Below are 26,483 nucleotides of genomic sequence, written 5' to 3' on the forward strand. Positions count from 1 at the left end.
TGATGGCCAATAACGCCGAGGTGCGAAACTCTGCCGATGATGACGCTTTTGTGAGCAGAAGAGTCGAATCTCTGCCAAATTCCTGCAAAAGAGAAGAAAATAGTTGTTTGCTGGATCAAATCAGTAAATATCTACGGGAATTGTCGTAATTAAAGGGCGGAATCAGCATGGATAGTATCTGGGACTACATGCTCATCGGGTTTATTGCGCAGTTGATTGATGGATCATTGGGCATGGGCTTTGGGGTGATCTCGTCCGCCGTGCTGCTGGCGCAAGGTGTGCCGCCGCCGTTGGTGTCGGCCTCGGTCAATGCGGCGAAACTGCCGACGGGGGGGACGGCGGCGCTGTCCAACCTGTATCATCGCAATATTGACTGGCGGATTGTCGGGGCGCTGGCGGTGTTTGGCTCGATTGGCGGAATATTGGGGGCGACGTTGCTGTCTGGGCTGAAGGGCCATGCGCTGCAATATCTGGTCAACGCCTATCTGCTGCTGATGGGCAGCTATATTATCTATCGCGGGTTTTATGGCATCGCGCTGCAGGTGGCGAAAACCCGGCGTTTTCAGGCGATTGGCTTTGCGGGCGGGGTGATTGAGGGCATCGGTGGATCGTGGGGGCCGATTGTGAACACCGGGCTGTTGGGCTCGGGCGTTGAGTCGCGCTATGCGATTGGCTCGACGAATTTCTCGGAGTTTATCGTCAGTTTCGTGGTGTTTACCGCGCTGGGCGTGGCGTATTATTTCGGGTTGTGGGGTGAGGAAACCGATTGGAGCCAAGTGCGGATGACGGTGTTTGGTCTGGCTTTGGGGGGCTTGCCTGCGGCATTTTTTGGCGGCTATCTGGCAAAGATGGCCCCGCGCAGGCCTTTGACGATTGCGGTCGGGCTGTTTGCGCTGGGCGTGGCGATTTACCGATTGGTGAATATGTAATCACCAATGGGACTACCAGTGCGGGGGGCGGACGTTGGCTTCTGGGGCTTGACCGGGGCCTTCACGCTCGGCCTCACGTTCGGCCAAAAGCTGGGTCAGGCGCAGCAGGCGGTCCAGGTCTTTGGATTGCCGGGCGACCACATCCGACAGGTCTTCGACGGCGCGGGTCAAATGCGCGATGCGTTCTTCCAGTGCCGTGTTGTCCATTGCCTTGCCCCGCTTGCTGTGCGCACCCCCATCCGTTACACGGAGCGCGAGAAAAAGCGAAGGCTGTAAGCTATGGCAAATGACAAAACCCCGGCCGAAAAAACTCCGGTCGTGAAAGTGGGGCGTCGCCCGCGCGCGGAAACCCCCAAGGGCTTCCGCGATTACTTTGGTGCGGAAGTCACCGCCCGCAAGGCGATGCTGGACAAGATTGCCGAGGTTTATCATCGCTATGGCTTTGATCCGCTGGAGACTTCGGCTGTCGAGACGGTCGAGGCTTTGGGCAAGTTCCTGCCCGATGTCGACCGTCCGAATGAAGGTGTGTTCGGCTGGCAGGATGAAGACGCCGACTGGCTGGCTTTGCGCTATGATCTGACAGCGCCACTGGCGCGGGTGGCGGCGCAGTATCGCAACGATCTGCCGTCGCCCTATCGGCGGTATGCGATGGGTCCGGTGTGGCGCAATGAGAAACCGGGACCGGGGCGGTTCCGGCAGTTTTATCAATGCGATGCGGATACGGTGGGGTCGGCGAGTGTCGCCGCTGATGCCGAGATTTGCGCGATGTTGTCGGATGCGTTGGAAGCGGCGGGGATTGAGCGCGGCGATTATGTGATCAAGGTCAATAATCGCAAGGTTTTGAATGGCGTGATGGAAGTCGCCGGGCTTGCGGGCGACGATAAGGAGACCGAGCGCGGGATTGTCCTGAGGGCGATTGATAAGTTTGATCGCTTGGGCGACGAGGGCGTGCGGGCGTTGCTCGGCGCTGGGCGCAAAGATGAGAGCGGCGATTTCACCAAGGGCGCGGGGTTGGACGATGCGCAGGCGGATGTGGTGATGGGGTTCGTTCAGGCCGGAGCTGTGGTCAAAGCGGACTTAGAGAAAAATGCTAAGCTATCCGATGGATTGGCCGTCGAACTATATTCAGATGCTGCGAAGGTTGGAGGCAGTGGGCGGGTAGAAGTTGCTGGGAATCAACTGGACGCACTTGAGGCCGAGGTTTGGAATACTGCTGTTCTTGAGCATCTGTCCCGGCTTGTCCAAGGCTCAGAGGTTGGTAAGCAAGGTGTGGCAGAACTCGCAGAGATTTCCGCGCTTTGTGCTCAGCAAGGCTATTACGCAGATCGTCTAAGGATTGATCCGGGCATTGTCCGTGGCCTCGGCTACTACACCGGGCCGGTCTATGAGGCGGAACTGACCTTTGAAATCCTCGACGAGAAGGGCCGCAAGCGGTCTTTTGGCTCGGTGGCGGGTGGTGGGCGGTATGATGATTTGGTCAAGCGCTTTACCGGGCAGGCGGTGCCTGCGACGGGGGTTTCTATCGGGGTGGATCGGTTGCTCGCGGCATTGGCTGCCAAGGGGCGGGGGGCCTCGGATACGGCGGGGCCGGTGGTTGTGACCGTGATGGATCGCGACCGGATGGCGGATTATATGGCGATGGTGGGCGAGTTGCGCTCGGCTGGTATCCGGGCGGAGGTTTATCTGGGTAATCCCAAGCAATTCGGCAACCAGTTGAAATATGCGGATAAACGGCAGTCGCCGATTGCGGTTATTCAGGGCGGGAATGAGGCCGAGAAGGGCGTTGTGATCCTGAAAGACCTGATTTTGGGCGCGAAGATTGCTGAAAGCGCGACGCTTGAGGAATGGAAAGATCAGCCTGCGCAGGTTGAAGTGAAGCGCGGTGATCTGGTGGCGGCGGTGCGGAAGATGCTCGGGCAATGAGTCCTTCGGCCAGTAAAGCCGCGATCCGCGCCGAGGCTTCGCTGCTGTTCGCGGCGTTCCAAGCGGCGGGGGCTTTGCCGGTTGAGGCGGATTTGCTGCTGCCGGCGGAGACTCTGCTGGACCTTTATGGCGAGGATATTCGGGCGCGGGCTTATGTGACGACCGACCCGTTGCGCGGCGAGATGATGCTGCGGCCTGACTTTACCGTGCCGGTGGTGCAGGCGCATATGGCGGATGGCGCGGACCCGGCGCGGTATTGCTACATGGGCGAGGTGTTTCGCAAGCAGGAGCATCTCGGCAACCGGGCGTCTGAGTATTTGCAGGTTGGCTTTGAGGTGTTTGACCGCGCCTCGCCAGAGGCGGCGGATGCGGAGGTGTTCGCGTTGTTCGCCGGGCTGGTCAGCGGACTGGGCTTGCGGGCGGTGACGGGCGACATCGGGATTCTGATGGCGGCGGTGCGGGGCCTTGAGACGACAGAGCGGCGGCGGGCGGCGTTGTTGCGCCATATCTGGCGGCCCAAGCGGTTTCGGGCTTTGCTCGATCGCTTTGCGGGGCGGGCGGCGGTGCCTGCGGGGCGTGTGGCTTTGCTGGAGCGGTTGGCGGGCGGCGCGCCGGAGGCATTGATCGCGGCGGCGGGGGCATTTATCGGGCTGCGCGCGCCGGAGGATATTGCGGCGCGCGCGGCAGCTTTGATTGAGGATGCCGAAGCCGCACCGATCAAGGCACCCGAGGCGGCATTGTTGTATGATTTGCTGGGGTTGCAGGCCCCGGCTGAGGCGGCTTTGGGGCATTTGCGCGGGATAACCCCGATGCTGCCCGCGATTGCGCCTGCGGTGGATCGGTTTGCAACGCGGCTGGAGGCGTTGCGGGCGCGGGGCGTGGCAGTGGATGCGCTGGCGTTTGAGGCGAGCCTTGGGCGGACCTCGATGGAGTATTACGACGGCTTTGTGTTCAGTTTCCATGCCGAGGGGATGCCTGCGGTGGCGACGGGCGGGCGCTATGATGCGCTGACGGCGGTGCTGGGGGCGGGGCGGTCTATTCCTGCGGTGGGGGGGATCATCCGGCCGCATTTGGTCGCGGCGCTACGGGCTAAGGTTTCGGGGGGGGCAGTCTGATGTTGAAGATCGGGGTGCCCTCGAAGGGCCGGTTGATGGAAAAGACCTTCGAGTGGTTCGGAAGCCGTGGCGTGGTGATGCGGCAGACCGGGGCCGAGCGGGAATATTCCGGCGCGGTCGAGGGCATTGAGGGCGTGGAGTTGATGATGCTGTCGGCGGGGGAAATCCCGCGCGAATTGGCGGCGGGGCGGATTCATTTGGGCGTGACGGGCAGTGACCTCGTGCGCGACAAGCTGGCGGATTGGGATGTGCAGGTGGCGGAACTGGCACCTTTGGGCTTTGGTCATGCCGATCTGATCATCGCGGTGCCAAGCTGCTGGATTGATGTCGATACGGTGGATGATCTTGACGCGGCGGCGGCGGCGTTTCGGGCGGCGCATGGCTTTCGGTTGCGGATTGCCACCAAATATCACCGTCTGGTGCGGGAGTTTCTGACAGCACAAGGCGTGGCGGATTATCAGCTGGTGGACAGTCAGGGGGCGACTGAGGGGACGGTGAAGAACCTGACCGCCGAGGCGATTGCGGATATTACATCCTCGGGTGAGACGCTGCGGGCCAACCATTTGAAAATCCTGTCGGATTCGGTGATTCTGCAAAGTCAGGCGGTGTTGTTTGCCAGCCGATCCGCCGATTGGGCGCAGGCGCGGGCGGTGTTGCAGCGGTTGGCGGCGAAGCTGGGGCTGACGCTGCCCGTGATCTGACGGTGCTTGAAGCGGCTTGACCTTGCGGGGCGAAGGGTTAATTCTGGAACCAACCGAGGAGGCCCGCCGTGCGCTATATTCTGCCGCTGATGTTGCTTGCCACGCCCGCCCTGGCGGCTGATCTGGCAACGGGCGATGCGATTCGCGCGGCGCTGGTCGGCAATACCGTGACTGGCAGCATGGCGGCCTCGGGGGGGTATGCCGAGTTTTATGCCCCCGATGGCAGTTTGCACGCAGCGGATTACACCGGGGCCTGGGCGGTGAAGGGCAACAAAATGTGCTTCACTTATGGCCAAGACCCGGAAGTATGCTGGTCGGTTGCGATTTCCGGCGCGCAGGTGGTCTGGATGAGCGAAGCAGGCGAAGAAGGCCACGGCAAAATCAAGCCGGGCAATCCGGGCGGCTGGTGATCAGACCTCTGGCATGGGAACGTTCGGCTTTTTGCTGATCCCGGATTTCTTGCTGACAAGCGCCACCCCAAGACCCGCAAGCGCCATGCCTGCCCATGCCAAGGGCGGCATCGCCTCGCCCAGCAGCGGCCAAGCGAACAGGGCGGATAGCGCGGGCACAAGGTAGAACAGCGCCGAGACTCGGGCGACTTCTTTCGCGCGGATCATCGCCAGCAAGAGGCTGATCGCAAGGATGGAATTGCCGATCACCAGATAGCCGAGGATAGCCACGAATTCGGGCGACCAGTGCACCGCCATGCCTTCGGTCAAATAGGCGGCGGGCAGGGTGAAGGCAGCGCCAGTGGCGTATTGGATCAGGTTGGCGGTGATCGGGTGCTGATTGGTGCCGAAGCGTTTCTCATAAAGCGTGCCGCCGGTGATGCCGAGCAGTGCACCGAAGGCAAGCAGGATGCCCCAGGGGTTTTCGGCCTGTAGGCTGGAGCGCGACAGGATCACGATGGCGGCCCCTGCAAGGCCCAGGGTAAGGCCGATCCAGCCTTTTGTGGAGGTCTTTTCGCCGACGGTGTAAGGGGCTGCAAGGGCGACCAGAATCGGTTGCAGGCAGACGATTATGGCGACGCCGCCCGCCGAAACTCCGGCTTTGAAGGCGATGTAGCAGAGGCCGAAGTAGACCACTTGGATCAGAAAGCCGGTGATGGCGATGTCGGCCCAGGCGCGTTTGGTTTTCGGCAAGGGCGGCCGGATGATCAGCGCAAGCGGCAGCAGCAGGGCTAGCACGCAGGTGTAGCGTAAGGCCAGCAGGGTGAGGGGCTCGGCATGTTGCAGGCCAAGTTTGGCGATGCCGAAGCCTGCCGACCACAGCAGCAGGAAAATCACCGGGGCTGCGGCGAGCCAGAGCGGACGTTTGATCATATCTGGGTTGTGGCGCGGATTTCGGGGGAAGGGAAGGGTGGATATGGCGGGATTGGGGGTTTCACACCCCCAAACCCCCGTGGGGTATTTATGAACAGATGAAACAATTTTAGGTAAGTTTTAGGGATTAGCGCAGGCCGATTTCTGCCAGTGCTGCGGCGAGGGCGGGGGGCAGGGTGTCGTCCTGCGCGCGGGTTTTTGGCAGGTCGCGTGGCGATTCGGCGGGATCGAGGTAGCGCCAGCCTTGGAACGGGCGGCGTAGAGCGTTTTCGGTGCGGATCACTTCCGCGTCAAGCACAAGGGCGCAGCGCAGTATGCCATCTTGGCCACGGCGTTCGGCGAGGCCGACAAGGCGCTGGCGGGCTTGGATCACGCCCTTGATCACCCAGTAAAGTGAGCCGCCGCCGAGGATTTCATCCTCGCGCTTTGGCCACATGCGGGTGACGTGTTCGGTGGTGCCGGGGGCCCAGACATGGGCGTGGGCGCGGTGCCATTGGGTGAGGTCATCGACTGATTCCGTCCCGACGCTGAGTTTTAGGATATTGAGCATGCGTCCCGTTCCCTGACCTTGCACCGTGCGGCAAATAGTGTGGCTGACTGCGCGACTCGGCGCTGGGCTTTCTATTTAGCACTGTGATTGGTGATGCATGGTATCCCGAAATCTGGTAGGTTCAAGGCTTGCCCGCACAGCAGGTTGAAGCTATCTTGGCCTCTCCCTTGGATGTTAGAGCATAAAAGGGAGAGGCGTGGAGCAGCTCGATGGACGAGCACTCACTTTCTAGTGGCTTATCGGTGCGACCAGCATCGACATTCTACGGTGAGAAGGTTGTGGGTTTCAAGCCCCACCTCTACGCCTGTTTTCATTTTCAAAACTTGAAGGAAGTCCACTGAATGTCCCGCTTCTCCGCCCCTATTGCCGAACAAATCTGGGACATGAAATACCGCCTGAAGGCGCAGGATGGCACGCCGATTGACGCTTCGGTCGAGGACAGCTGGCGGCGAATCGCGCGGGCTTTGGCAGAGGTTGAGGCGGAGCCAGCGGTGTGGGAGGAGCGATTCTATGCCGCTTTGGAAGGTTTCAAGTATTTGCCCGCAGGTCGGATCACCGCTGGGGCAGGCACTGGGCGCAATGTCACCATGTTCAACTGTTTCGTCATGGGGACCGTGCCGGACTCTATGGGCGGGATTTTTGATGCGCTGAAAGAGGCTGCGCTGACCATGCAGCAGGGCGGCGGCATTGGCTATGATTTCTCGACGATCCGCCCGCGCGGGGCAGAGGTAAAGGGGGTGGCGGCGGATGCCTCGGGGCCTTTAAGCTTTATGGATGTGTGGGATGCGATGTGCCGCACCATCATGTCGGCGGGCTCACGTCGCGGTGCGATGATGGCGACGATGCGCTGCGATCACCCGGATGTGGAAGCGTTCATTGAGGCCAAGAAGGATGCCGCGCGGTTGCGGATGTTCAACCTTTCGGTGCTGATTACCGATCCGTTCATGGATGCGGTGAAGGCCGATGGGTCGTGGGATCTGGTGTTTCAGGGCAAGGTGTTCCGCACCTTGCAAGCACGCGATCTGTGGAACAAGATCATGCGCAACACTTATGATTTTGCCGAGCCGGGGGTGATTTTCATCGACCGGATCAACAAGGCCAACAACCTTGGCTATTGCGAGACGATTGCCGCGACCAACCCTTGTGGCGAGCAACCTTTGCCACCTTATGGCGCGTGTCTGCTGGGGTCGATCAACATGCCGACGCTGGTGGCGGGGGCGTTTGGCAAGGGTGCCAAGCTCGATCTGGTGGCGCTGGATGATCTGGTGCGGCTGGCGGTGCGGATGATGGATAACGTGGTCGATGCCTCGCGGTTTCCTTTGCCAGAGCAGCAGGCTGAGGCGAAGGCGAAGCGGCGGATTGGGTTGGGTGTCACCGGGTTGGCCGATGCGTTGCTGATGGTTGGCTTGCGTTATGGCTCGGTTGAGGCGGCCAAGCAGACCGAGGATTGGATGCATGCGATTGCGCGGGCGTCTTATCTGGCGTCGGTCGATCTGGCGAAGGAAAAGGGTGCGTTTCCGTTGTTTGAGGCGGAAGGGTATTTGGCCAGCGGCAATATGATGCAGATGGATGATGACGTGCGGGACGCGATCCGCACGCATGGGATTCGCAATGCTTTGTTGACCTCGATTGCGCCGACTGGGACGATTTCCTTGTATGCTGGGAATGTGTCGAGTGGGATCGAGCCAGTGTTTGCTTATGCCTACACCCGCAAGGTTTTGCAAAAGGATGGCTCGCGGACCGAGGAAGAAGTCGTCGATTACGCGGTGCGGTTGTGGCGCGAGTTGAAGGGTGATGCGGCGCTGCCGGATTATTTTGTCAATGCGCAGACCCTACCGCCGCTGGACCATGTGCGGATGCAGGCTGCGGCGCAGAAGTGGATCGACAGCAGCATCTCAAAGACCATCAACTGCCCCGAGGATATTTCCTTTGAGGCGTTCAAAGAGGTCTATATGGCCGCTTGGGATCAGGGCTGTAAGGGCTGCACAACCTATCGGCCCAATGCGGTGACGGGGTCGGTGCTGACGGTTTCGGAAAGCAGTGACAAGGTGCCCGCGGAAGCACCTGCGATGGTGGCGGGCGGTGAGGTGGTTTACCTGACCGACCCGTTGGACCGTCCTGCCGCGTTGGAGGGGCAGACCTATAAGGTGAAATGGCCGGGCAGCGAACACGCGCTCTATATCACCATCAATGACATCATCATTGCAGGCCACCGTCGCCCGTTTGAGGTGTTTATCAACTCGAAAAACATGGAGCATTTCGCCTGGACCGTGGCTTTGACGCGGATGATCTCGGCGGTGTTCCGGCGTGGCGGCGATATTTCCTTCGTCGTTGAGGAGTTGAAAGCAGTGTTCGATCCGCGCGGTGGGGCTTGGATGGAGGGGCGCTATATTCCCTCGATCCTTGCCGCGATCGGCGGGGTGATTGAGCGGCATCTGGTGTCGATCGGCTTCATTGAGGGCGAGGGGATGGGGCTTAAAACCGACCCGCAGATGCAGGTGATGGCGGTGGGCGAGGCGCCGCGTGGCAAGGCTTGCCCTAGCTGCGGATCTTTTGCCTTGCAGATGAAAGAGGGCTGCATGACCTGTTCGGATTGCGGCCATTCTAAGTGTGGGTGAGGGCCAAATGTGGGTGAGGGGTGTTGAGCCTTCTGGCCGGGGATGCTAGAAGACAGCAGCGCGGGCGTTGTGTAATGGTAAGACCTTAGCCTTCCAAGCTAAAGACGCGGGTTCGATTCCCGCCGCCCGCTCCAAGATTTCAAGGTGATGTAAAGGCTCCCAGTTGGGAGCCTTTTTGCTTCAGGCGTATCAGGCAAAGATTTCGTTGCGGTATGGCCCTGAGTCCGTGCCAGCATATCTGCCACTTCACTTTGTAGGTTCACATTCTTTCCCAGCGGGGAGAGACTTGTGTTTTTATAGCGACCACACACAATATGTTGTGGTTTCTCTATATTTTCATGTCAAACGGCGATCACAAAGGCGCTTTAGAACAGGCTTTGCACGAATTGCTTCACCCAGATACAGCGCGCCTGCGGTGCAGAGATAGGCGGCGAGGGCGATCCAAGCGGTGGATTTGCGCATCGGGCGTTGGATTTCGATCAGTTGTTCGGATTGGATCAGGCCTTGCCAGCCCATTAGCACGAAGAACAGCAGGATGTAGGAATGCGTCGCCACGCAGAGAGCTGCGGCTGCGGCGGACATCAGGATGGAGACGGCTCGGGTGGCTTTCGGGAAGAAGGTGTAGGTCAGCAATCGCACGATCTTACCGCCGTCCAAAGGCCAGAATGGCAGCAGGTTGAACAGGTTCAGGCCGCCCAAGACGAGGCCTTGGATGTAGAGGAAGCTAGCAATCTCGGGGGCTTGCAGGAAGATCAGGTTGGCTGTGGCAAAGCACAAAGCCATTGGGCCAAGACAGATCGCGGGGCCCATCAGGCTGATGAACAGGTCGCGGTCATGGCTGGCGGGCAGGCTGCGCGACACGGTGACGCCGCCGAACAGCGGGATCAGCTGGAATTGTGCATCTTTGTGGCCGCAGACGCGGAAGGCCGCGACATGGCCGATTTCATGCACCATGATCGCGATGATGAAGGCTAGCCCGTATTGCCAGCCGAAAAACCAGATGGCGGCGGCAATGGCCACTGCAGAGAGGCCAAGGGCGTTGACATCAAAGCCTGCGCGATTCCATCCCGCGCCCGCGAACCCACCGCGCAGCGCATAGCCTGTAATGGCGATCAGCCCGAGAGAAAGGATAAGGGCAAGCACCGGATTTTACAGGTTTTCCTGCTGCGGCATACCCAGCACGTGATAGCCAGAGTCAACATGGATGATCTCGCCGCTGGTGCAAGCGCCGTAGTCGGAGCACAGGTAAACTGCCGTGCCGCCGATGGCTTCCAGCGTGGCGTTGCTGCGCAAGGGCGCGTTGGCCTCGGTATGGCGGAAGGTGGCGCGGGCACCACCGATGGCGGCACCTGCGACGGTTTTCATCGGGCCGGGGCTGATCGCGTTGACGCGAATTTGCTGCGGGCCAAGGTCGTTTGCCAGATAACGGGTGGCGGATTCCAGCGCTGCTTTGGCGACGCCCATCACGTTGTAATTCGGGGTGACACGGTTTGATCCGCCGTAGGTCAGGGTGATCAGGCTGCCGCCGTTCGGCATCAGCTCGGAAGCGCGGCGGGACACGTCGATGAAGGAAAAGCAGGAAATCGCCATGGTGTTGGAGAAGTTACCGCGCGAGGTGTTGGTGAAGCGGCCTGTCAGTTCGTTTTTATCCGAGAAGGCGATGGCGTGGATCAGGAAATCCAAGCTGCCCCAGGTATCTTTCAGGGTGGCAAAACAGGCGTCCAAGGAATCGTCATCGGTGACATCGACATCGACCATCACTTCGCTGCCAACCGTGGCGGCGAGGGGGGCAAGGCGTTTGCCGAAGGCGTCGCCTTGGTAGGAAAATGCCAGCTCTGCGCCCTCAGCGGCCAGCGCTTTGGCGATGCCCCAGGCGATGGAACGTTCGTTCGCCACGCCCATGACAAGCCCGCGCTTGCCCTTCATCAGATCAGCCATACTGGCACTCCCGTTTTAGTGGCGGATTAGGCCAGATACTTGCTCATCAGCAGGGTCGCGTTGGTGCCGCCGAAGCCGAAAGAGTTTGACAGCACGGAGTCGAGTTTGACGCCCTCGCGTAGGGTCATCACGATTTCGGACGGGTCAAGCGCGGGGTCCAGGGTGGTGATGTTGGCGGAGGCGGCGATGAAATCACCGTTCATCATCAACAGGCTATAGATGGCTTCGTGTACGCCGGTGGCACCTAGCGAGTGGCCTGTCAGCGATTTGGTTGAGGCGACGGGCGGGGTGTGGCCTTTGCCCCAGACGCGGCGGATCGCCTCCATTTCGGTCACGTCGCCCACGACGGTCGAGGTGCCGTGCGAGTTGATGTAATCGACCGAGCGACCTTCGGGCAGGGTGGCGATCGCGAGTTTCATCGAGCGTTCGCCGCCTTCACCCGAGGGGGCAACCATGTCGTAACCGTCGGAGGTGGCACCATATCCGGTGACTTCGCCGTAGATTTTCGCGCCGCGTGCAAGCGCGTGGGAGAGTTCTTCCAGCACAACCACACCGCCGCCGCCTGCGATGACAAAGCCGTCACGGGTGGCGTCATAGGTGCGCGAGGCGGTTTCGGGTGTGTCGTTGTACTTGCTGCTCATCGCGCCCATCGCGTCGAACAGGCAAGACAGCGTCCAGTCGAGTTCTTCGCCGCCGCCTGCGAACACGATGTCTTGCTTGCCCATCTGGATCAGTTCGACGCCGTTGCCGATACAATGCGCCGAGGTCGAGCAGGCCGAGGTGATCGAATAGTTCACGCCCTTGATCTTGAACGGCGTGGCAAGGCAGGCGGAGTTGGTCGAGGACATGCAGCGGGTGACCATGAACGGCCCCATTTTCTTCGGCGCGCCCTTGTTGATCACGGCGTCAAAGGCGAGGAAGAAGTTTGAGGTCGAAGGGCCGCCAGAGCCCATGATCAGGCCAGAGCGCTCGTTGGAGACATCTTTTTCTTCGAGGCCAGAGTCGGCGATGGCCTGCTGCATGGCGAGGAAGTTGTAGGCAGCACCCGGACCCATGAAGCGCAGGTCGCGCTTGTCGATATGGTCGGCCAAGGTGATCTGCGGCATGCCGTGAACTTGGCTGCGGAAGCCATGCTCGGCGTAATCGGGCGCGAACACGATGCCGGATTTGCCTGCGCGCAGTGATGCTTCGACCTCGGTGGCGTTGTTGCCGATCGAGGAAATGATGCCGATCCCGGTGATGACGACGCGACGCATGGGTATCTCCTTTTGTGCGGTAGGCTTTGTCGGAGGGGTATTCCGACAGGTCTATTTTGTCAGATTAGCTTTCCGACAGGGCAACTTTCATGTCTTTGACGATATAGATCACCTCGCCATCGGCCTCAACAATACCGTCGGCGACCCCCATGGTCAGGCGGCGGGTTTGGATGGCTTTGGTGAAATTGATCCGGTAGGTCAACAGCTTGCGGTCGGGGCGGACCATGCCGGTCAGTTTGACTTCGCCGACGCCCAATGCATAGCCGCGCCCCTGCCAGCCGCGCCAGCCGAGGTTGAAGCCGGTCAGTTGCCAGAGGCCATCAAGGCCCAGACAGCCGGGCATGATCGGGTTGCCGGGGAAGTGACAGGCGAAGAACCACAGGTCGGGGGTAATGTCGAATTCAGCCACGATATGGCCCTTGCCGTGTTCGCCACCATCGGCAGAGACTTCGGTGATGCGGTCCATCATCAGCATCGGCGGCGCGGGCAGTTGTGCGTTGCCGGGGCCGAACAGCTCTCCGCGCGCACATTTCAGCAGATCGTCCTTGTTGAACGAAGTTGGAAAACTGCTCATGCCCTCGAAATCCCCCCAATGGTTGGCCGTTTTCCCCATGTAACACCCGGCGGACAGGCGAACAAGTGTGGGGCGGTGGGGCTGGGCAGGGGAGTTTGGGGTTTTCGTTTGAAAAGCACGGGTTTTACACTCTATATAGGGGGCTAGGATGGATGCGGGCTTTGGCCTGCCTTGGAAAGTAGCGATGGGTTTGAGCGAACAACAGCGCAGCACGACATGGCTTGCCCGCGGCGGATTGCGGCCGACGCGGCAGCGGTTGGCTTTGGCGGGGCTGTTGGTCGGCGACGGTATGAACCGGCATGTCACGGCGGAAAGCCTGTATGCGGCGGTTGGGGTTTCGGGGGCGAAGGTCAGTTTAGCGACGGTCTACAACACGCTGCGGGCGTTTTGTGAGGCGGGGTTGCTGAATGAGGTCGTGGTGGACGGCGCACGCAGCTATTTCGACACAAGACTGGATGATCATCCGCACTTCTACTGGGAAGACAGCCACGCTTTGACCGATGCGCCTGCAGAGCAGTTGGTGATCGCGGGTTTGCCAGAGGCACCGGAAGGCATGGCGGTAAGCCGGGTTGATGTGGTGATACGGCTGAAGCGGGCATGAGCCTGGTTTGACGGCGGGCTCTTCCTGCCTTTCGGCAGTCATCGCTTGGGACGCGCGCGACAAAGCGAGGAAAGCTGATAGGCTTGATAAGCGTGCGGTCATAAAAACGGCGCGATCTGCATTGGGAGCAGACCGCGCCATAGGACGAGCACAGAAGGATACAGGCGCTCGTCCAGCACTGGTTACTTTCACACACTGGTTACTTTCACACACCGGTTACTTTCACACACCGGTTACTTTCAGACACTGGTTACTTTCACAAACTGGTTACTTTGGCAGCAAAACTTTGTTCACGACTTGGATCACGCCATTCGACTGTTCCACGTCGGAGATGGTGACTTTGCCAGCGGTGCCGGATTCGTCGTAGATATACAGGCTGCCGCCCTTCATTTTGGCCGACAGATGATCACCCGACAGCGTGGTCATGTTGAAATAGCCGTCTTTCGAGGCTTTGGCTTTCTTTGCCATCTGCGCGGTGGTGTAATGGCCAGCCACAACATGCGCGGTCAGGATTTTGGTCAGCATGTCTTTGTTTTCGGGCTTCAACAGCGTGTCAACCGTGCCAGCGGGAAGCGCTGCGAAGGCGTCATTGACCGGAGCGAACACGGTGAACGGGCCAGCACCTTGCAGCGCATCGACGAGACCTGCGGCTTTCACGGCGGCGACGAGGGTGGTGTGGTCTTTTGAGTTCACTGCGTTCTCGACGATGTTTTTATTTTCATACATCGCAGCGCCGCCCACCATCGGGTTTTCGGCGAGTGCGGGGCCGGAAATCAAAGCGAAGGCGAGGACAAGAGCAGAGGTTTTCCCAGTGGTTTTCATGGCAGCTTCCCTATCAATCGGCTGGTTTATTCCTGCCGTATGTCAAGGAAACGGGACGGGGCGGTTGAAAGTTTCAACCACCCCCAAGTGATCACGCTTTCGTGATAATTATTGGCCCAGCTTTTTGATGCGGCCCTCTACGGTTGGTTTCACCGTGCCGGCTGTCTCGACGTAATTCATCACATCGCTGGCCACCAGATTGCCAGCCCCGGTGTCAGTGATCAAACGACCACCGCCCAAGGCGTCATAGCCATCGCCGCCATCCAGCATGAAGTTGTTGACCGCGACTTTGTAAAGCGCGTCGGGGTTCAGCGCCGTGCCGTTGATCATCACCTCGGACACCCGCGCGCCCGGCTCGGCGCTGGCGTCATAGCTGAAGGTCACACCCGAGACTTGCGCAAACCGCCCCGCGCTTTTTTCGACTTGGCTGACGGCGTTTTCCAAAGCGCCGAGCAGTTGGCTGCCCGGCAGTTCAGTCAGCACGGTGACATTGCCGAACGGCAACTCAGTCAGGATATCGCGGCGGGTCAGTTTGCTGCCAGCGTCATAGATGCGGTCGGCGCGGATGCCGCCGCCGTTCATCAGCGCCACATCTGCGCCGGTGGCCGCGCGCATGGCATCGGCGATCAGGTTGCCCATCGCGGATTCCTCGGCGCGCACGACATTGCGGCGCGAGTCCAAAGCGGTTTCGGTGGTGCCAATCTCGACGTTCAGGGTTTCATCAAGGCCAGCGGAGAGTTTATCGACCATGGCTTGCGTTTCGGGATCGTGCTGCACGGTGGCAGTGTCGATGAAGCGGAAGGCTGGGGTCCAGGTGACCACGCGCTTGCCGTCTTTCTCTTGGATGTCCACGGTCAGATCGACAGGCGAGAGGAATTGGCCGTCGAGCGAGGTCTCGACATAGACCGTGACGCCATCATAGGCGGTGGCGTAAGAATGGTCATCACCCGACAGGATCACGTCAAAGGCGTGCGATTTCAGCAGTTTGCGGTCGTTATCCATATCGGTCTGCACCACACCCACCACGATATCGGCACCATCCGCACGAGCGGCTTTGGCGGCTTTGATTGCGGTGGTGACGGTGGGTTGGAATTTCAGATCTCCGGTGGCGGCAACTGAGGGCGAGGTGTCTTGCCCCACCGGGATCAGGGCGACTTTCAGGCCAGCGATATCTTTCACCATGACACCGCCAACGCCTGTCATCGGTGTGCCATCCGCATTGGTGATGTTGATCGCGGCCCATGGATATTTCGAGGCTTTCACCCGTTCGAGGAAATTCGCCGGACCGAAGTCAAATTCGTGGTTGCCGGGAACGGCAAGGTCGAAGGGCACAATGTTGGTCAGATCAATGGTGTGCTGGCCCTTGTCAAACCCCGACAGCAAGGATGGCGACAGCATATCGCCGTCAAATAGGTAAAGCGTGTTGGGGTTGGCGGCGCGCTCGGCCCGCGCCACCGCATTCAGGCGGGCAAAGCCGCCACGACCATCCTCCTCGGTGAAGTTATAGACATCGCCGACGCCGAGCAGGGTCAGTTTCACTGTTTCCGCTTGTGCGGTGAGCGGCAGCAGGGCGGTGGCGGACAACAGCGCGGCACGGATGCTTTGCGACAGGGGCATGGCGATCTCCACTTCGGGGTTGGATGCGGGTAGAGTGCAACCTGAGCTTGAATCTGTCAAAGCCCGGATTTCCGAAGCATTGCGCTTGGCGGTGACGCGCTGATGACAGATGCTTGACCGAAAGGCCGGACCTTGACCGAAAGGCCGGACCTTGACCGAAAGGCCGGACCTTGACCGAAAGGCTGGCGCAGGGCATGAGGCGGTCATGCTGATTTACAAGATATTCCTGCGCGTCGAATGGGACGCTTTCCGGGCGGCGGGTCAGACGGCGGGTGCGCCTGTTGATCTGGCGGATGGCTTTGTGCATTTTTCGGCAGCCCCGCAACTGGCCGAGACGGCGGCGAAGTATTTCGCCGATCTGTCGGATCTGGTTCTGGTGGCTTGTGATGCCGACCGGCTGGGCGCGGCGCTGAAATGGGAGGCCTCGCGCGGCGGGGCGCTGTTTCCGCATCTGTATCGGCATATGGTTTTGGCGGATGTGGTGTGGGACAAATCGCTGCCTTTGGGGGCGGCGGGGCATATCTTCCCGGAGGGAGTGTTTTGATTGAGACGTTGGGGCTGGCTGTGCTGCATAGGTTTGACCCCGAGCGCGCGCATGGGCTTTCGTTGCGCGCACTTGCGGCGGGGCTGGTGCCGCTGCCGGGGGTGATCACTTCGGATCGGTTGCGCACGACGGTTGCGGGGCTGGATTTGCCCAATCCGGTGGGGCTTGCGGCGGGGTTTGACAAGAACGCGACGGTGGTGGGGCCATTGTCGCAGGCGGGGTTTGGCTTTGTCGAGGTGGGGGCTGCGACGCCGCGCCCGCAGCCGGGAAATGCGAAGCCTCGGCTGTTTCGGCTGACCGAGGACCGGGCGGCGATCAATCGGTTTGGCTTTAACAATGACGGGGCGGAGGCGATTGGGGCGCGGCTTTCGACGCGGGTGCGGGGCGCAGTTCCGGTCGGGCTGAACCTTGGGGCGAATAAGGATTCAGGCGACAAGGCGTTGGATTTTGCCCGCGTTCTGGCGGTTTGTGGGCCGCATGTCGATTTTGCGACGGTGAATGTGAGTTCGCCGAACACCGAGAAATTGCGGGATTTGCAGGGGCGGGCGGCGCTGAGCGCTTTGCTCGCCGGGGTGATGCAGACGCGGGCAGAGTTGGCGCAGCCGATCCCGGTGTTTTTGAAGATCGCGCCGGATTTGACGGATGATGAATTGGCCGAGATTGCCGAGGTGGCGCTGGCGTCGGGGGTGGCGGGGATCATCGCGACCAATACAACCTTGTCGCGAGAAGGTTTGGTAAGTGCTGATAAAGATCAGATCGGCGGGCTTTCGGGCGCGCCATTGTTTGAAAAGTCTACACGTATGCTGGCACAGCTTTCGGCTTTGACCGAAGGCAAGCTGCCGCTGATCGGGGTGGGCGGTATTGCCAGCGCCGAGGATGCGTTTGTGAAGATCCTCGTTGGGGCCTCGGCGGTGCAGTTCTACACCGCCATGGTGTATCAGGGGATTTCATTGGCGGCGAAGATCGCGCGGGGCTTGGATGCGTTGTTGCAGCGTGAGGGTTATGCCTCGGTCGCCGATGCGGTGGGCAAAGGACGCGCGCAATGGCTGTAAGCTTTCGCGACGCCAAGCGCGCGGATGTGGCGGCTTTGGTGGCACTGCTGGCCGATGATTCGCTGGGGCAGGCGCGGGAAAGTGGTGATTTGGCGCCGTATCTCACGGCGTTTGATGAGATCGCCGCCAATCCGATGCACCAGTTGATCGTGGGCGAGATTGACGGGCGGATTGTGGCGACGTGCCAGTTGACTATCCTCGCGGGCCTGTCGCGGCAGGGAACCAAACGCGCGCTGGTCGAAGCGGTGCGGGTGGTGACCGATCTGCGCGGGCAACGCATTGGCGAGGCGTTGATGGCGGAATCTGAGGCACGCGCGCGGGCGGCGGGGGCGCGGGTGATCCAACTGACCACCGACAAGACGCGGGCGCGGGCGCATGGGTTTTATGATCGGCTTGGATTTACGCCCAGCCACATTGGCTACAAGAAAAGCCTCTAAGCCCATCCTCTGCGCTCAAATATCCTCCGGGGGTGAGCCCTGTAGGGCGAGGGGGCCGGAAGGCCCCTTTTCCCCGGCGATCAAGGGCGCTACATCCGTAGCAACAAACGGGGAGATCAGCGATGGAAGACGGCATCAACAGCTTTATGACCGGACCGGACGAACAGGGCCGCTTTGGCAAGTTTGGCGGGAGGTTCGTGTCGGAAACCCTGATGCCGCTGATCCTTGATCTGGAAGCGCGTTATGAGTTCGCCAAGACTGACCCTGCGTTCTGGGCGGAAATGGATGATCTGTGGAAGCATTATGTCGGCCGCCCAAGCCCGCTGTATTTCGCGCCGCGGCTGACCGCGCATCTTGGCGGGGCCAAGGTCTATATGAAGCGGGATGAGTTGAACCATACCGGCGCGCATAAGATCAACAATGTGCTGGGGCAGATCATTCTTGCCCGTCGCATGGGGAAAACCCGGATTATCGCGGAAACCGGGGCGGGGCAGCATGGCGTGGCAACGGCGACGGTTTGTGCAAAGTTCGGGCTGCAATGCGTGGTCTATATGGGCGCGCATGATGTGGAACGGCAGGCACCGAACGTGTTCCGTATGCGGCTGTTGGGGGCAGAGGTTATTCCGGTGACCTCGGGGCGTGGCACGTTGAAGGATGCGATGAACGATGCGTTGCGCGATTGGGTGACCAATGTGCGCGACACGTTCTATTGCATCGGCACGGTGGCCGGGCCGCATCCCTATCCCGCGATGGTGCGCGATTTCCAAAGCATCATCGGCAAGGAAGTCCGCTGGCAGTTGGCGGAGCAAGAGGGTGAGGGTCGTCTGCCGGATACTCTGGTGGCGGCGATTGGTGGGGGGTCGAACGCGATGGGGCTGTTTTATCCGTTCCTCGACGATCCTACGGTGAACATCATCGGGGTTGAGGCAGGCGGTAAGGGCGTTGATGACCGGATGCAGCATTGCGCCTCGCTGACCGGCGGTCGCCCCGGCGTGCTGCATGGCAACCGGACCTATCTGTTGCAGGACAATGACGGGCAAATTTTAGAAGGCTTCTCGATCTCGGCGGGTCTGGATTATCCCGGCATCGGCCCGGAACATTCCTGGCTGCACGATATGGGCCGGGCGCAATATGTCAGCATCACTGACGCCGAGGCTTTGGAGGCGTTCCAGCTGTCTTGCAAGCTGGAGGGCATTATTCCGGCGCTGGAGCCTTCTCACGCCCTCGCCCATGTGATGAAGATCGCGCCGACTTTGCCGAAGGATCATATCATCGTGATGAATATGTGTGGGCGCGGCGACAAGGATATTTTCACCGTCGCCAAGCACCTTGGCTTTGATATGAAGATCTGAAGCCAGTTTGAAGTTCTGGGGCCGCGCCGATGCAAATCGGCGCGGCTTTTCGTTGCGTAGCCCGAATCACCCTGCTGCCCGGTCAGACCATGGTCTGAGCGCGGGCGCGGAAGCTTCAGACCAATGTCTTAAGCATTTGATATAGGATTATTTTTCGGGATTTTCGCGGATAGTTTCCCGCTGTGCTTTCGGCGCAGCCAAGCGCCAAAACGCGCGCTTACGCCGGGTTTTGCCTAAACTGCGGTTTATACCCGCAAACTCTGGGCTGATCCGGGCGGGGTTAACTCTGCGCCAATAGGCAGCGGCTGTTTGGGCTGTCATCGCTGAACCTGTCGCCGGATGCGGCTTCGTTTTGGCAGTGCAGCAAAGTCAGGAATACAGGATGATACGGACAGCGAAACCCTTGATCTTCATCGCAGGGCTGGCGTTTTCGGCCAGCATGGCGCAGGCGATCACCGTGGCGGATGTGGTGAAAACCTATCAGGACCAAGCCTATTCGGGCATTGAGGTGAAGGAAAGCCCGAACCAGATCAAGGTTGAGGCCGCCAAGGACGGCGTCAAGGTCGAGGTGGTTTATGACAAAGTGACCGGCGATGTGATCAAACACGAATCCGAAACTCTGGCGGCGGATGAGACGAACAGCGGTCTGGAAGTGTCGAGCACCGATCACGATTTTACGGGCGACGAAAGCGCCGACGACAACAGTGCGACGGATGACCCCGAGTCAGTTGAAAGCCCCGAGCATGAGACGAATGACCACAACGAAAGCGACCACGATCGCAGCGGTCATGGTGGCGGCGAAGGCAATTCGGAGGACTGAGGCCGGTTTTGCAAGCGCCAAGCGCCCCGGTCTTGCCGGGGGGCTTGGCATGGGTGATAATGTGGGTGCAGCCGGGGCGGGTTTCGGCCTCGAAGGGAAACGGGATGAACCGCAGAGTTTTCTTAGGGCGCAGAGTTTTCTTGCGGCACTGTGCTGGCGGCGTGCTTGGCGCTGTCTTTACGGCCAGCGCAGCCGTTGCGGACAGCTTTCAAAGCTCGGTGGTGGCGCAGTTGCGCGGCCAAGGCTACCGCGAGATCAATGTGGAAACCACCCTGCTGGGGCGGGTGCGGATTGTCGCGGCGCGCAGTGGTGCGTCGCGTGAGATCATTTTGAACCCGCGCACCGGCGAGATTTTGCGCGACGTGGTGCTGGCGGAGGATGGCCGGGTTGCACCGGAGATCGCAGGCAGTGAAGATCTGGGGAGTGAGGACTCGGGCACGCCCAGCGCAGGAGATAATCCAGAACCGGAACCAGAACCAGAACCGGAACAAGAAAAAGAGAAAGAGAAAGAGAAAGAAAGTGAAGGCTCAGGAGGTAAGGGTTCAGGCAATGGTGGTGGCGGAGAGCATGGCAATGAGAACTGATCGCAATTATCATCGTCTCGGCCAGCTAGACGTCTGAGGATTTTGGAGCACATGTGAGACATCCGGCTTTCGTCTTTGCGATCTTTCTGTTGCAGGCGGCTTGCGCGATTTTTTTCGTGTCGGATATCTTGTCGTCTTTTGTTGGCATCACGACGACTCCGCTGCCGTGGGAACTGCGTGAGATCATGGAGATCTGGGCGGCGTTCGGACTGATTGTGGGCGTGGTTCTGGGCGCGATCCTGTTGCGCCGGGCGATTATGGATCGGCGTGAGGCTGAAATCCGGCTGCGGCGGGCCTCGGGGGCGTTCATGGTGCTGTTGGCCGAGCGGTTTGCCGAATGGGGGCTGACCCCTGCGGAAAAGGACGTGGCATTGTTTGCGATCAAGGGCATGTCGACCGGCGAGATCGCGGCGTTGCGCTGCACGTCTGAGGGCACGGTGAAAGCGCAGACCAATGCGATTTATCGCAAGGCGGGGGTCAGCGGGCGCTCGCAACTTTTGTCGCTTTTCATCGAGGATCTGATGCGGGATGAGGATGGCACACTGCGGCTGCCTGTGCCGCAAACCGCTGCGTGATCCGGCGGCAGCCTGCTCAATCGGCGGCGTAGGTTTGCAGGATGTGCAAGGCCACCACATCCAGCGTGCGCTGGTGGGTGGATTTCAGCCGGACTTTGGGGGCGACACCTTCGTCATGGGCTTGCAGGAAGCGGCCCGCGCACAAGCACCATTGATCGCCGGGTTTCAGGCCCGCAAAGCCGTATTCCGGGTGCGGGGTGGACAGATCATTGCCGAGGTATTTGGAATAGGCCAGAAACTCCGCCGTCATCAGCGCGCAGACGGTGTGCAGGCCTTGATCCATTGGCCCGGTGTTGCAGCAGCCATCACGGAAAAATCCGGTGACGGGGGCGGAGGAGCAGCTTTCCAACGCGCTGCCAAGCACATTCAGGGAAGGGTCACGCATCGAATTTCCTTTGCCTCTAGCCTAGCGCGCTGCGGGCGGCTGTCCAGTGGTTTGCGGCCAATTCATTCCGGCCACGGGCGGCAGCAGGGTGCCCGAGACCAGCGCTGTCAGGATGCGGTTGATCGGCCAAAGCGTCGCCATCGGGGCCAGCAGGTGATCGCGCAGCAGTGGCAGGGTGGTGCTGCCGGACTGATACATCGGCGTGAAGGCGGCGGACATCGCCTGATAAGCGCGGACATGCCAGCGGCGCATCTGGGCGTAGCGCGGCAGGGCTTCGGTCAGCGGCAGGTGGAGGGCCTGCGCGAGAGCAAAGGCATCGAGCAGCGCCATATTCGCGCCTTGGCCGAGTTGTGGGCTGGCGCGGTGGGCTGCGTCGCCGATGAAGGCGAGCGCCTCGCCGTAAGGGCGGCGCAGGGTGCCGTGGCTGTAGCGGGCGGGGGTGAGGTCGGCGGGGCTGTGCAGGGTGGTCAGGAAGGGGGCCATCTGCGGCCAAAGCCGGGTGACCTCGGCTTTCCATTGGCCGAGGTCTTGGGTGGGCCAGTCGTCCAGCTTGGCGCGCGGCAGTGACCAGAACACGGCGGCGTGGGGCGTGGGATTGCCGGGAAGGTGGCCAATCGGCAGCACGCCTGCCATGTGGCGGGCGGCCTGGTAGCGTTGGGTCAACTGATCGCGGGGCAGGTCGGTATCCTTGGGCCAAGGCACGGTGCCCCAGACCGCGCCGAAGCTTAAGGGACGGGCCTGCATCGGCGAGAGTATCGAGCCTGCGCCCGAGGCGTCGATCACCAGATCGAACGGGCCTAGCGGGTCGGCATTGTCGCGCAGGATCAGGCGTTTAGTGTTTTTTATCGGCGCTGAGAGGCAAGCGGCCCCGGTTTGCAAGCTGATACCTGCGGCACTGGCTGCGTGCCAGAGCACCGAGAACAGGCTGGCGCGGTGGATGGCAAGGCCGGGGGCGTTGGGTTTGTAGGCGACATCGAGGACTTTGCGCTTCCCGGCATGGCCAAGCATCTGGGTGACGGGTGCGCCAAAGCTGCGGGCATCTGCGCCGATGGCGTCCAGCACAGCAAGGCCTACCGGTTGCAGCACAAGGCCAGAGCCCAAAGCGCGCGGGGTGGCAAAACGCTCCACCAGCGTGACGCGGTGGCCGGATTGGGCGCAAAGTGCCGCTGCGGCCAAACCGCCGATGCCTGCGCCGATGATGCCGATGGTTAGCGGGTGGGATTGGATGCTCATGCGGCCATTTGTGCGGGTTATTGCTGCGGCGGCAAGAGCTTATCGGGTGGGATATTCCCCCCTGTGCAGAGCGGCTGGCGGCGGCTAATGTACCGAAAACGTGTGGGGGATCGCGGATGGACGGGTTGCTGGTTCTGCTGGCCTTGGTGGCGCTTGCCATTCCGGTGCTGATCATCGTGCTGCTGATCGGGCAAAGCGGGCTGCGCAGGCGGGTCGGTGACTTGGAACGGCAGTTGGCGGCACAGGCCGCGCGGTTGCAGGCGATGGCGGGCGCGGGGAATGTGGCGCAAGTGCCCGTGCCGGATGGCCCTGCTGCGACGGCGATAGCTGAGACTGCGATAGCTGAGACGGTGATAGCTGAGACTGCGGCGGTTGATCCGGTTCTGAATGAAGCGGGGCCGGGTGCGGCTGAAGCAGATGCGCCCGTTGTTGAAGCCAAAGTGGATGCAGCCGCGGGTGTGGAAGCTGTGAAGCCGATGACACCGTGGGATCGGGCAGCTGCTGCGCGTGGCGTCGCCGCGACACCCGCTGGGCCTGCGCCGGTGGTGTCGCAGATGCCTGCGGAGCCAAGTGTGGTCTCGCGGCTTGCGGATTGGTTAAAGGCGAATTGGGTTTACGCGGTGTCTGCCGCCTCGCTGGCTTTGGCCGGGGTGTTTTTTGTACAATATGGCATTGAAAACGGGCTGTTGCCGCCGGGGCTGCGGGTGCTTGCCGGGATTGGCTTTGGGCTGTGCCTGATTGCTGCCGGGGAATGGCTGCGGCGGCGGTCGGGGGATGGTGAGGATGTCTCGACCGCCTATCTGCCCTCGGTTTTCGCAGGCGCTGGGCTGGTGTCGGTGTTCGCCGCCGTGCTGTCGGCGCGGCTGATGTATGGGCTGATCGGGCCGCAGATGGCCTTCGCGGGGCTGGTGGCGACGGCGGTGCTGGCGTTGGTACTGGGCTGGTTCTATGGGCCTTTGCTGATCGCCGTCGGCCTGTTGGGCGCGTTTGCAGCCCCCTTTGTGGTGGCGGGCGGGGCCGAGGCGGCCCCTTGGCTTTATGGTTATTTCGCTTTGATCGCGGCTTTGGGGCTGGGGGTTGATACGCTGCGGCGCTGGGCTTGGGTCTCGGTGCTGGCGCTGGTGCTGGGCTATGCGGGCGGCTGGTTGTCGATGACGGCGGGCGCGGGGGCTTTGGGCTGGGTGGCGCTGTTGCTGGGGCTGGCGGTGATCTCGATTGCCATTCCAGAGCGCGGCTTGGTGCCACGGCAAGACGGGCCGTCTGTACTGATAGCGGGCATAATGGGCAAAGTGCGCCCCCCGTTCCCGGTGCTGCTGGCTGCAGGGGCGGCTTTGGCCTCGACACTGGGGCTGGTGTTGTTGGCGGGGGCCACGGGAGCCGAGGCGATGCTGGGTTTGGGCGGTCTTGCGCTGTTGACGTTGGCCTATGTTGTGTGGGCTGAGAAGGCCGAGGGGCTGGCCGATTTGGGCTTTGTGCCTGCGGTGGGGTTCTGGCTGATGCTGCTGCAGATTGGCTTGGCGCAGATGCCGATGTTCGGGGAGTTTCTGGGGGCGGCGGATCGCGGGCCAGAGGTGGCGGCGCCGATGACGATCACTTGGTTGGTGGGGATGGCGGCGCTGATCTCGGGCGCTTTTGCTTGGAGATCGCGGCAGGAGGGGGTGCTGTCCTTGCTGCACGGGGCGGCGGCGGCCTTGGTGGCTCCGGTTGCGGTGGCGATTTTGGCGCTGCTGTGGGTGCCAGAGCGGGTGATCGGGGCGTATCCGTGGGCGCTGCATGTGATGGCGGTGGCGGCTGGGATGGTCGGGCTGGCGGTGATGTTCGCGCGCGGACCCGATCGCAGGCGTCCGGCCTATGCCACGCTGTCGGCGCTGTCGCTGATCGCTTTGGCGCTGTTCCTGGTGACGACGCATACCGCTTTGACGCTGGCTTTGGCGCTGCTGGCGCTGGTTGCGGCTTGGTTGGATCGCCGGTTCAAGCTGCCCGAGATGGGCTGGTTCATTCAGGTGGCGGTGGCGGTTTTGGGCTATCGCTTGCTGGCTGATCCGGGGCTCGATTGGGCGTTTGAGGCACCTTTGCGGCAGGTGGTGCTGGCGTTTGGTGGGGTGATTGTGGCGTTGATCGCAGCGCTGCGGGTGCTGCCAGAGGAGCGGGTATTGCCGAAAGGCGTGCTTGAATCGGCGGCGGCGGGGTTGGGGGCTATTCTTGCCAACGTGTTGATCACGCGCTGGGTTTTGCCGGAAGGATCGTTCGGAAATTACGACACGTATTGGTCGATGAGCCTGAATGCGCTGCCGTGGCTGGTGCTGATGTTGATGCAGATTTACCGGGCACGTCTGGGCGGGGTGTTGCTGCGATTGCGGCAGGCGATTGCTGTGGTGGCGGGGTTGCTTGCTGCGGGCGCTTTGGCGCTGGCGGTGGGGCCGTTTAACCCGCTGTTCAGCTACTATGCCGAAGACGCGGGGGCTTTGGTGCTCGGGCCGCTGGTTTTGGACACTCTGCTGCTGGCCTATGGCTTGCCGGGGTTGATGCTGCTGGCGGCGGTGTGGAAGCTGCCGGGGCTGGGGCGGCGTTTGCGGTTGGGGTTCTTAGTGGTCGGGCTGGCCTTGCTGGCGCTATATCTTGGCCTTGAGATCCGACGGTTCTGGCAAGGCGATTGGCTCGGCGCGTCTGGCGTCGTGCAGGGCGAGCTTTACAGCTACACGCTCGCGCTGATGCTGCTGGGGGCGGGGCTGCTCTATCAGGCGATTGCGCGGCGTTCGGGGCTGCTCAGGCGGGTGGCGATGGCGGTGATAGGGCTGACGATTGCCAAGGTATTTTTGCTGGATGCGGCGGGGCTGACCGGGCTGACGCGGGTGGTCAGCTTCTTGGGCCTTGGGCTGTGCTTGGCGGGGCTCGCGTGGCTGAACCGCTGGGCGGGCGAGGTTTCAACGCAGGATCGGGATGCCTGAGGCGGTCTTGGCGCTATCCACAAGGCCATAGCGCAGGCCCCGGCCAATGCGATGGGCAAGCGTGGACCATGCTTTGGCGATCTCAGGCGGCAGTTCGTCGGTGAGGGTTTGGTCGAACAGCGCCAGCCACGGATCAAACATGCCGGGGCGGACATTGCCTGCGGCCTTATGCACCGCCATCGGATTGCCGTCATAGCCGCCCTCCAGCAGGATGGCATTGCGCCAAAATAGGGCGATTTTCGTCTCATGGGCAGGCCAGTCGCTGATGTGTGACGCGAAAATCGGGGCCAAGGCCTGATGGCTTCGCACGCCTGCATAGAAGACATGCACAACGGTTTCGATCTGGGCGGGCGAGATGGGAAAACGGGCGAGGGGAGAATTGGCGGGGGACATATCGGGCTCCTATCCGTCTAAGCTGAGGGTTTTCCAGCCGGGCCGCAATGCTGCGAGACGACGCAGGGCTTTGACCTTTCCGCGCGGGCTTTCTATAAGGCGCGGATGGACCGCATATTCGCACGCATAATTCGAATTATCGGCCCGGCGCTCTGAGCTTTCAGACGCCGGGAGTCTGGTGCGTTGCACCCCAC

27 protein-coding genes and 1 tRNA gene are annotated in these 26,483 nt (G+C 61.2%); 16 read left to right on the forward strand and 12 right to left on the reverse strand.

Going from position 1 to position 26,483, the window contains the following annotated elements; genetic code table 11:
• Positions 1–167 precede the first annotated feature (167 nt).
• Positions 168–929, forward strand: coding sequence for a sulfite exporter TauE/SafE family protein (locus ACP7AP_RS05235; RefSeq protein WP_426032942.1), 762 nt, complete (start codon positions 168–170; stop codon positions 927–929).
• A 12-nt stretch (positions 930–941) separates the two neighbouring features.
• On the opposite strand, the gene ACP7AP_RS05240 is transcribed toward ACP7AP_RS05235, so the two are convergent.
• Positions 942–1,136, reverse strand: a complete 195-nt coding sequence (locus ACP7AP_RS05240; RefSeq protein WP_426032944.1) for a SlyX family protein — start codon at positions 1,134–1,136, stop codon at positions 942–944.
• Positions 1,137–1,208: 72 nt separating this feature from the next.
• On the opposite strand from ACP7AP_RS05240, the gene hisS reads away from it, so the two are divergent.
• From hisS to ACP7AP_RS05260, 4 genes are all read left to right on the forward strand, one after another.
• The gene (hisS, locus tag ACP7AP_RS05245; protein WP_426032946.1) at positions 1,209–2,852 is read left to right on the forward strand and encodes a histidine--tRNA ligase; all 1,644 of its coding nucleotides are present in this window, start codon (positions 1,209–1,211) and stop codon (positions 2,850–2,852) included.
• Positions 2,849–3,967, forward strand: a complete 1,119-nt coding sequence (locus ACP7AP_RS05250; RefSeq protein ID WP_426032948.1) for an ATP phosphoribosyltransferase regulatory subunit — start codon at positions 2,849–2,851, stop codon at positions 3,965–3,967. Before hisS ends, ACP7AP_RS05250 begins: the two co-directional genes overlap by 4 nt.
• Positions 3,964–4,668: an ATP phosphoribosyltransferase gene (gene hisG, locus ACP7AP_RS05255; protein WP_426033183.1), complete on the forward strand. Its 705-nt coding sequence runs from the start codon at positions 3,964–3,966 to the stop codon at positions 4,666–4,668. The genes ACP7AP_RS05250 and hisG overlap by 4 nt, the downstream gene beginning before the upstream one ends.
• Before the next feature lie 68 nt (positions 4,669–4,736).
• Positions 4,737–5,078 carry a hypothetical protein gene (locus ACP7AP_RS05260; RefSeq protein WP_426032950.1) on the forward strand — a complete coding sequence of 114 codons (342 nt, stop codon included), beginning with the start codon at positions 4,737–4,739 and terminating at the stop codon, positions 5,076–5,078.
• Here ACP7AP_RS05260 and ACP7AP_RS05265 read toward each other — a convergent pair whose 3' ends face one another.
• The gene (locus ACP7AP_RS05265) at positions 5,079–5,990 is read right to left on the reverse strand and encodes a DMT family transporter (RefSeq protein ID WP_426032952.1); all 912 of its coding nucleotides are present in this window, start codon (positions 5,988–5,990) and stop codon (positions 5,079–5,081) included.
• A gap of 127 nt (positions 5,991–6,117) precedes the next feature.
• Positions 6,118–6,540 (reverse strand): DUF1489 family protein, encoded by a 423-nt coding sequence (locus tag ACP7AP_RS05270; protein ID WP_426032954.1) that lies wholly within the window; start codon positions 6,538–6,540, stop codon positions 6,118–6,120.
• Between the two features lie 341 nt (positions 6,541–6,881).
• On the opposite strand from ACP7AP_RS05270, the gene ACP7AP_RS05275 reads away from it, so the two are divergent.
• Both ACP7AP_RS05275 and ACP7AP_RS05280 read left to right on the forward strand, forming a co-directional pair.
• Entirely contained in the window at positions 6,882–9,158 is a 2,277-nt protein-coding gene (locus ACP7AP_RS05275) for an adenosylcobalamin-dependent ribonucleoside-diphosphate reductase (protein ID WP_426032956.1), read from the forward strand.
• A gap of 60 nt (positions 9,159–9,218) precedes the next feature.
• Positions 9,219–9,292: transfer RNA gene (locus tag ACP7AP_RS05280), tRNA-Gly, on the forward strand.
• A gap of 202 nt (positions 9,293–9,494) precedes the next feature.
• Here ACP7AP_RS05280 and ACP7AP_RS05285 read toward each other — a convergent pair.
• From ACP7AP_RS05285 to fabA, 4 genes are all read right to left on the reverse strand, one after another.
• Positions 9,495–10,301, reverse strand: a complete 807-nt coding sequence (locus tag ACP7AP_RS05285; protein WP_426032958.1) for a site-2 protease family protein — start codon at positions 10,299–10,301, stop codon at positions 9,495–9,497.
• 6 nt (positions 10,302–10,307) lie between these two features.
• Entirely contained in the window at positions 10,308–11,096 is a 789-nt protein-coding gene (locus tag ACP7AP_RS05290) for an SDR family oxidoreductase (protein WP_426032960.1), read from the reverse strand.
• A 26-nt stretch (positions 11,097–11,122) separates the two neighbouring features.
• Positions 11,123–12,352 carry a beta-ketoacyl-ACP synthase I gene (gene fabB, locus ACP7AP_RS05295; RefSeq protein WP_426032962.1) on the reverse strand — a complete coding sequence of 410 codons (1,230 nt, stop codon included), beginning with the start codon at positions 12,350–12,352 and terminating at the stop codon, positions 11,123–11,125.
• 64 nt (positions 12,353–12,416) lie between these two features.
• Complete coding sequence (fabA, locus tag ACP7AP_RS05300; RefSeq protein ID WP_426032964.1) at positions 12,417–12,926, reverse strand: bifunctional 3-hydroxydecanoyl-ACP dehydratase/trans-2-decenoyl-ACP isomerase; 510 nt, start codon at positions 12,924–12,926, stop codon at positions 12,417–12,419.
• 148 nt (positions 12,927–13,074) lie between these two features.
• Between fabA and irrA the strand changes: the two genes are divergently transcribed.
• On the forward strand, positions 13,075–13,527 hold the full coding sequence (gene irrA, locus ACP7AP_RS05305; protein ID WP_426032966.1) for an iron response transcriptional regulator IrrA: 453 nt from the start codon (positions 13,075–13,077) through the stop codon (positions 13,525–13,527).
• Positions 13,528–13,794: 267 nt separating this feature from the next.
• On the opposite strand, the gene ACP7AP_RS05310 is transcribed toward irrA, so the two are convergent.
• Together ACP7AP_RS05310 and ACP7AP_RS05315 are read right to left on the reverse strand one after the other, a co-directional pair.
• The gene (locus tag ACP7AP_RS05310) at positions 13,795–14,349 is read right to left on the reverse strand and encodes a fasciclin domain-containing protein (protein WP_426032968.1); all 555 of its coding nucleotides are present in this window, start codon (positions 14,347–14,349) and stop codon (positions 13,795–13,797) included.
• Between the two features lie 108 nt (positions 14,350–14,457).
• Entirely contained in the window at positions 14,458–15,966 is a 1,509-nt protein-coding gene (locus ACP7AP_RS05315) for a bifunctional metallophosphatase/5'-nucleotidase (protein ID WP_426032970.1), read from the reverse strand.
• A gap of 205 nt (positions 15,967–16,171) precedes the next feature.
• Between ACP7AP_RS05315 and ACP7AP_RS05320 the strand changes: the two genes are divergently transcribed.
• The 7 genes from ACP7AP_RS05320 to ACP7AP_RS05350 all read left to right on the forward strand — a co-directional run bounded on the left by ACP7AP_RS05320 (position 16,172) and on the right by ACP7AP_RS05350 (position 21,330).
• On the forward strand, positions 16,172–16,510 hold the full coding sequence (locus ACP7AP_RS05320) for a DUF952 domain-containing protein (RefSeq protein WP_426032972.1): 339 nt from the start codon (positions 16,172–16,174) through the stop codon (positions 16,508–16,510).
• Positions 16,507–17,562 carry a quinone-dependent dihydroorotate dehydrogenase gene (locus ACP7AP_RS05325; RefSeq protein ID WP_426032974.1) on the forward strand — a complete coding sequence of 352 codons (1,056 nt, stop codon included), beginning with the start codon at positions 16,507–16,509 and terminating at the stop codon, positions 17,560–17,562. Before ACP7AP_RS05320 ends, ACP7AP_RS05325 begins: the two co-directional genes overlap by 4 nt.
• Positions 17,553–17,999 carry a GNAT family N-acetyltransferase gene (locus ACP7AP_RS05330; protein WP_426032976.1) on the forward strand — a complete coding sequence of 149 codons (447 nt, stop codon included), beginning with the start codon at positions 17,553–17,555 and terminating at the stop codon, positions 17,997–17,999. The genes ACP7AP_RS05325 and ACP7AP_RS05330 overlap by 10 nt, the downstream gene beginning before the upstream one ends.
• 122 nt (positions 18,000–18,121) lie before the next feature.
• Positions 18,122–19,351 (forward strand): tryptophan synthase subunit beta, encoded by a 1,230-nt coding sequence (gene trpB, locus ACP7AP_RS05335; RefSeq protein ID WP_426032978.1) that lies wholly within the window; start codon positions 18,122–18,124, stop codon positions 19,349–19,351.
• 382 nt (positions 19,352–19,733) lie between these two features.
• Complete coding sequence (locus ACP7AP_RS05340; RefSeq protein WP_426032980.1) at positions 19,734–20,171, forward strand: PepSY domain-containing protein; 438 nt, start codon at positions 19,734–19,736, stop codon at positions 20,169–20,171.
• 140 nt (positions 20,172–20,311) lie between these two features.
• Positions 20,312–20,755 (forward strand): hypothetical protein, encoded by a 444-nt coding sequence (locus tag ACP7AP_RS05345; protein WP_426032982.1) that lies wholly within the window; start codon positions 20,312–20,314, stop codon positions 20,753–20,755.
• A 53-nt stretch (positions 20,756–20,808) separates the two neighbouring features.
• Positions 20,809–21,330 carry a helix-turn-helix transcriptional regulator gene (locus ACP7AP_RS05350; protein ID WP_426032984.1) on the forward strand — a complete coding sequence of 174 codons (522 nt, stop codon included), beginning with the start codon at positions 20,809–20,811 and terminating at the stop codon, positions 21,328–21,330.
• Between the two features lie 16 nt (positions 21,331–21,346).
• Here the strand turns inward: ACP7AP_RS05350 and ACP7AP_RS05355 are convergent, their stop codons facing one another.
• Together ACP7AP_RS05355 and ACP7AP_RS05360 are read right to left on the reverse strand one after the other, a co-directional pair.
• Positions 21,347–21,715: a DUF2237 family protein gene (locus ACP7AP_RS05355; protein WP_426032986.1), complete on the reverse strand. Its 369-nt coding sequence runs from the start codon at positions 21,713–21,715 to the stop codon at positions 21,347–21,349.
• A gap of 21 nt (positions 21,716–21,736) precedes the next feature.
• Entirely contained in the window at positions 21,737–22,948 is a 1,212-nt protein-coding gene (locus ACP7AP_RS05360) for an FAD-dependent oxidoreductase (protein WP_426032988.1), read from the reverse strand.
• A 116-nt stretch (positions 22,949–23,064) separates the two neighbouring features.
• Between ACP7AP_RS05360 and ACP7AP_RS05365 the strand changes: the two genes are divergently transcribed.
• The gene (locus ACP7AP_RS05365) at positions 23,065–25,896 is read left to right on the forward strand and encodes a DUF2339 domain-containing protein (RefSeq protein ID WP_426032990.1); all 2,832 of its coding nucleotides are present in this window, start codon (positions 23,065–23,067) and stop codon (positions 25,894–25,896) included.
• On the opposite strand, the gene ACP7AP_RS05370 is transcribed toward ACP7AP_RS05365, so the two are convergent.
• Positions 25,873–26,289, reverse strand: a complete 417-nt coding sequence (locus ACP7AP_RS05370; RefSeq protein WP_426032992.1) for a group III truncated hemoglobin — start codon at positions 26,287–26,289, stop codon at positions 25,873–25,875. The genes ACP7AP_RS05365 and ACP7AP_RS05370 overlap by 24 nt on opposite strands.
• Positions 26,290–26,483 lie beyond the last annotated feature (194 nt).

Source organism: Cypionkella sp. TWP1-2-1b2 (assembly GCF_049896245.1).
Lineage (GTDB): Bacteria > Pseudomonadota > Alphaproteobacteria > Rhodobacterales > Rhodobacteraceae > Cypionkella.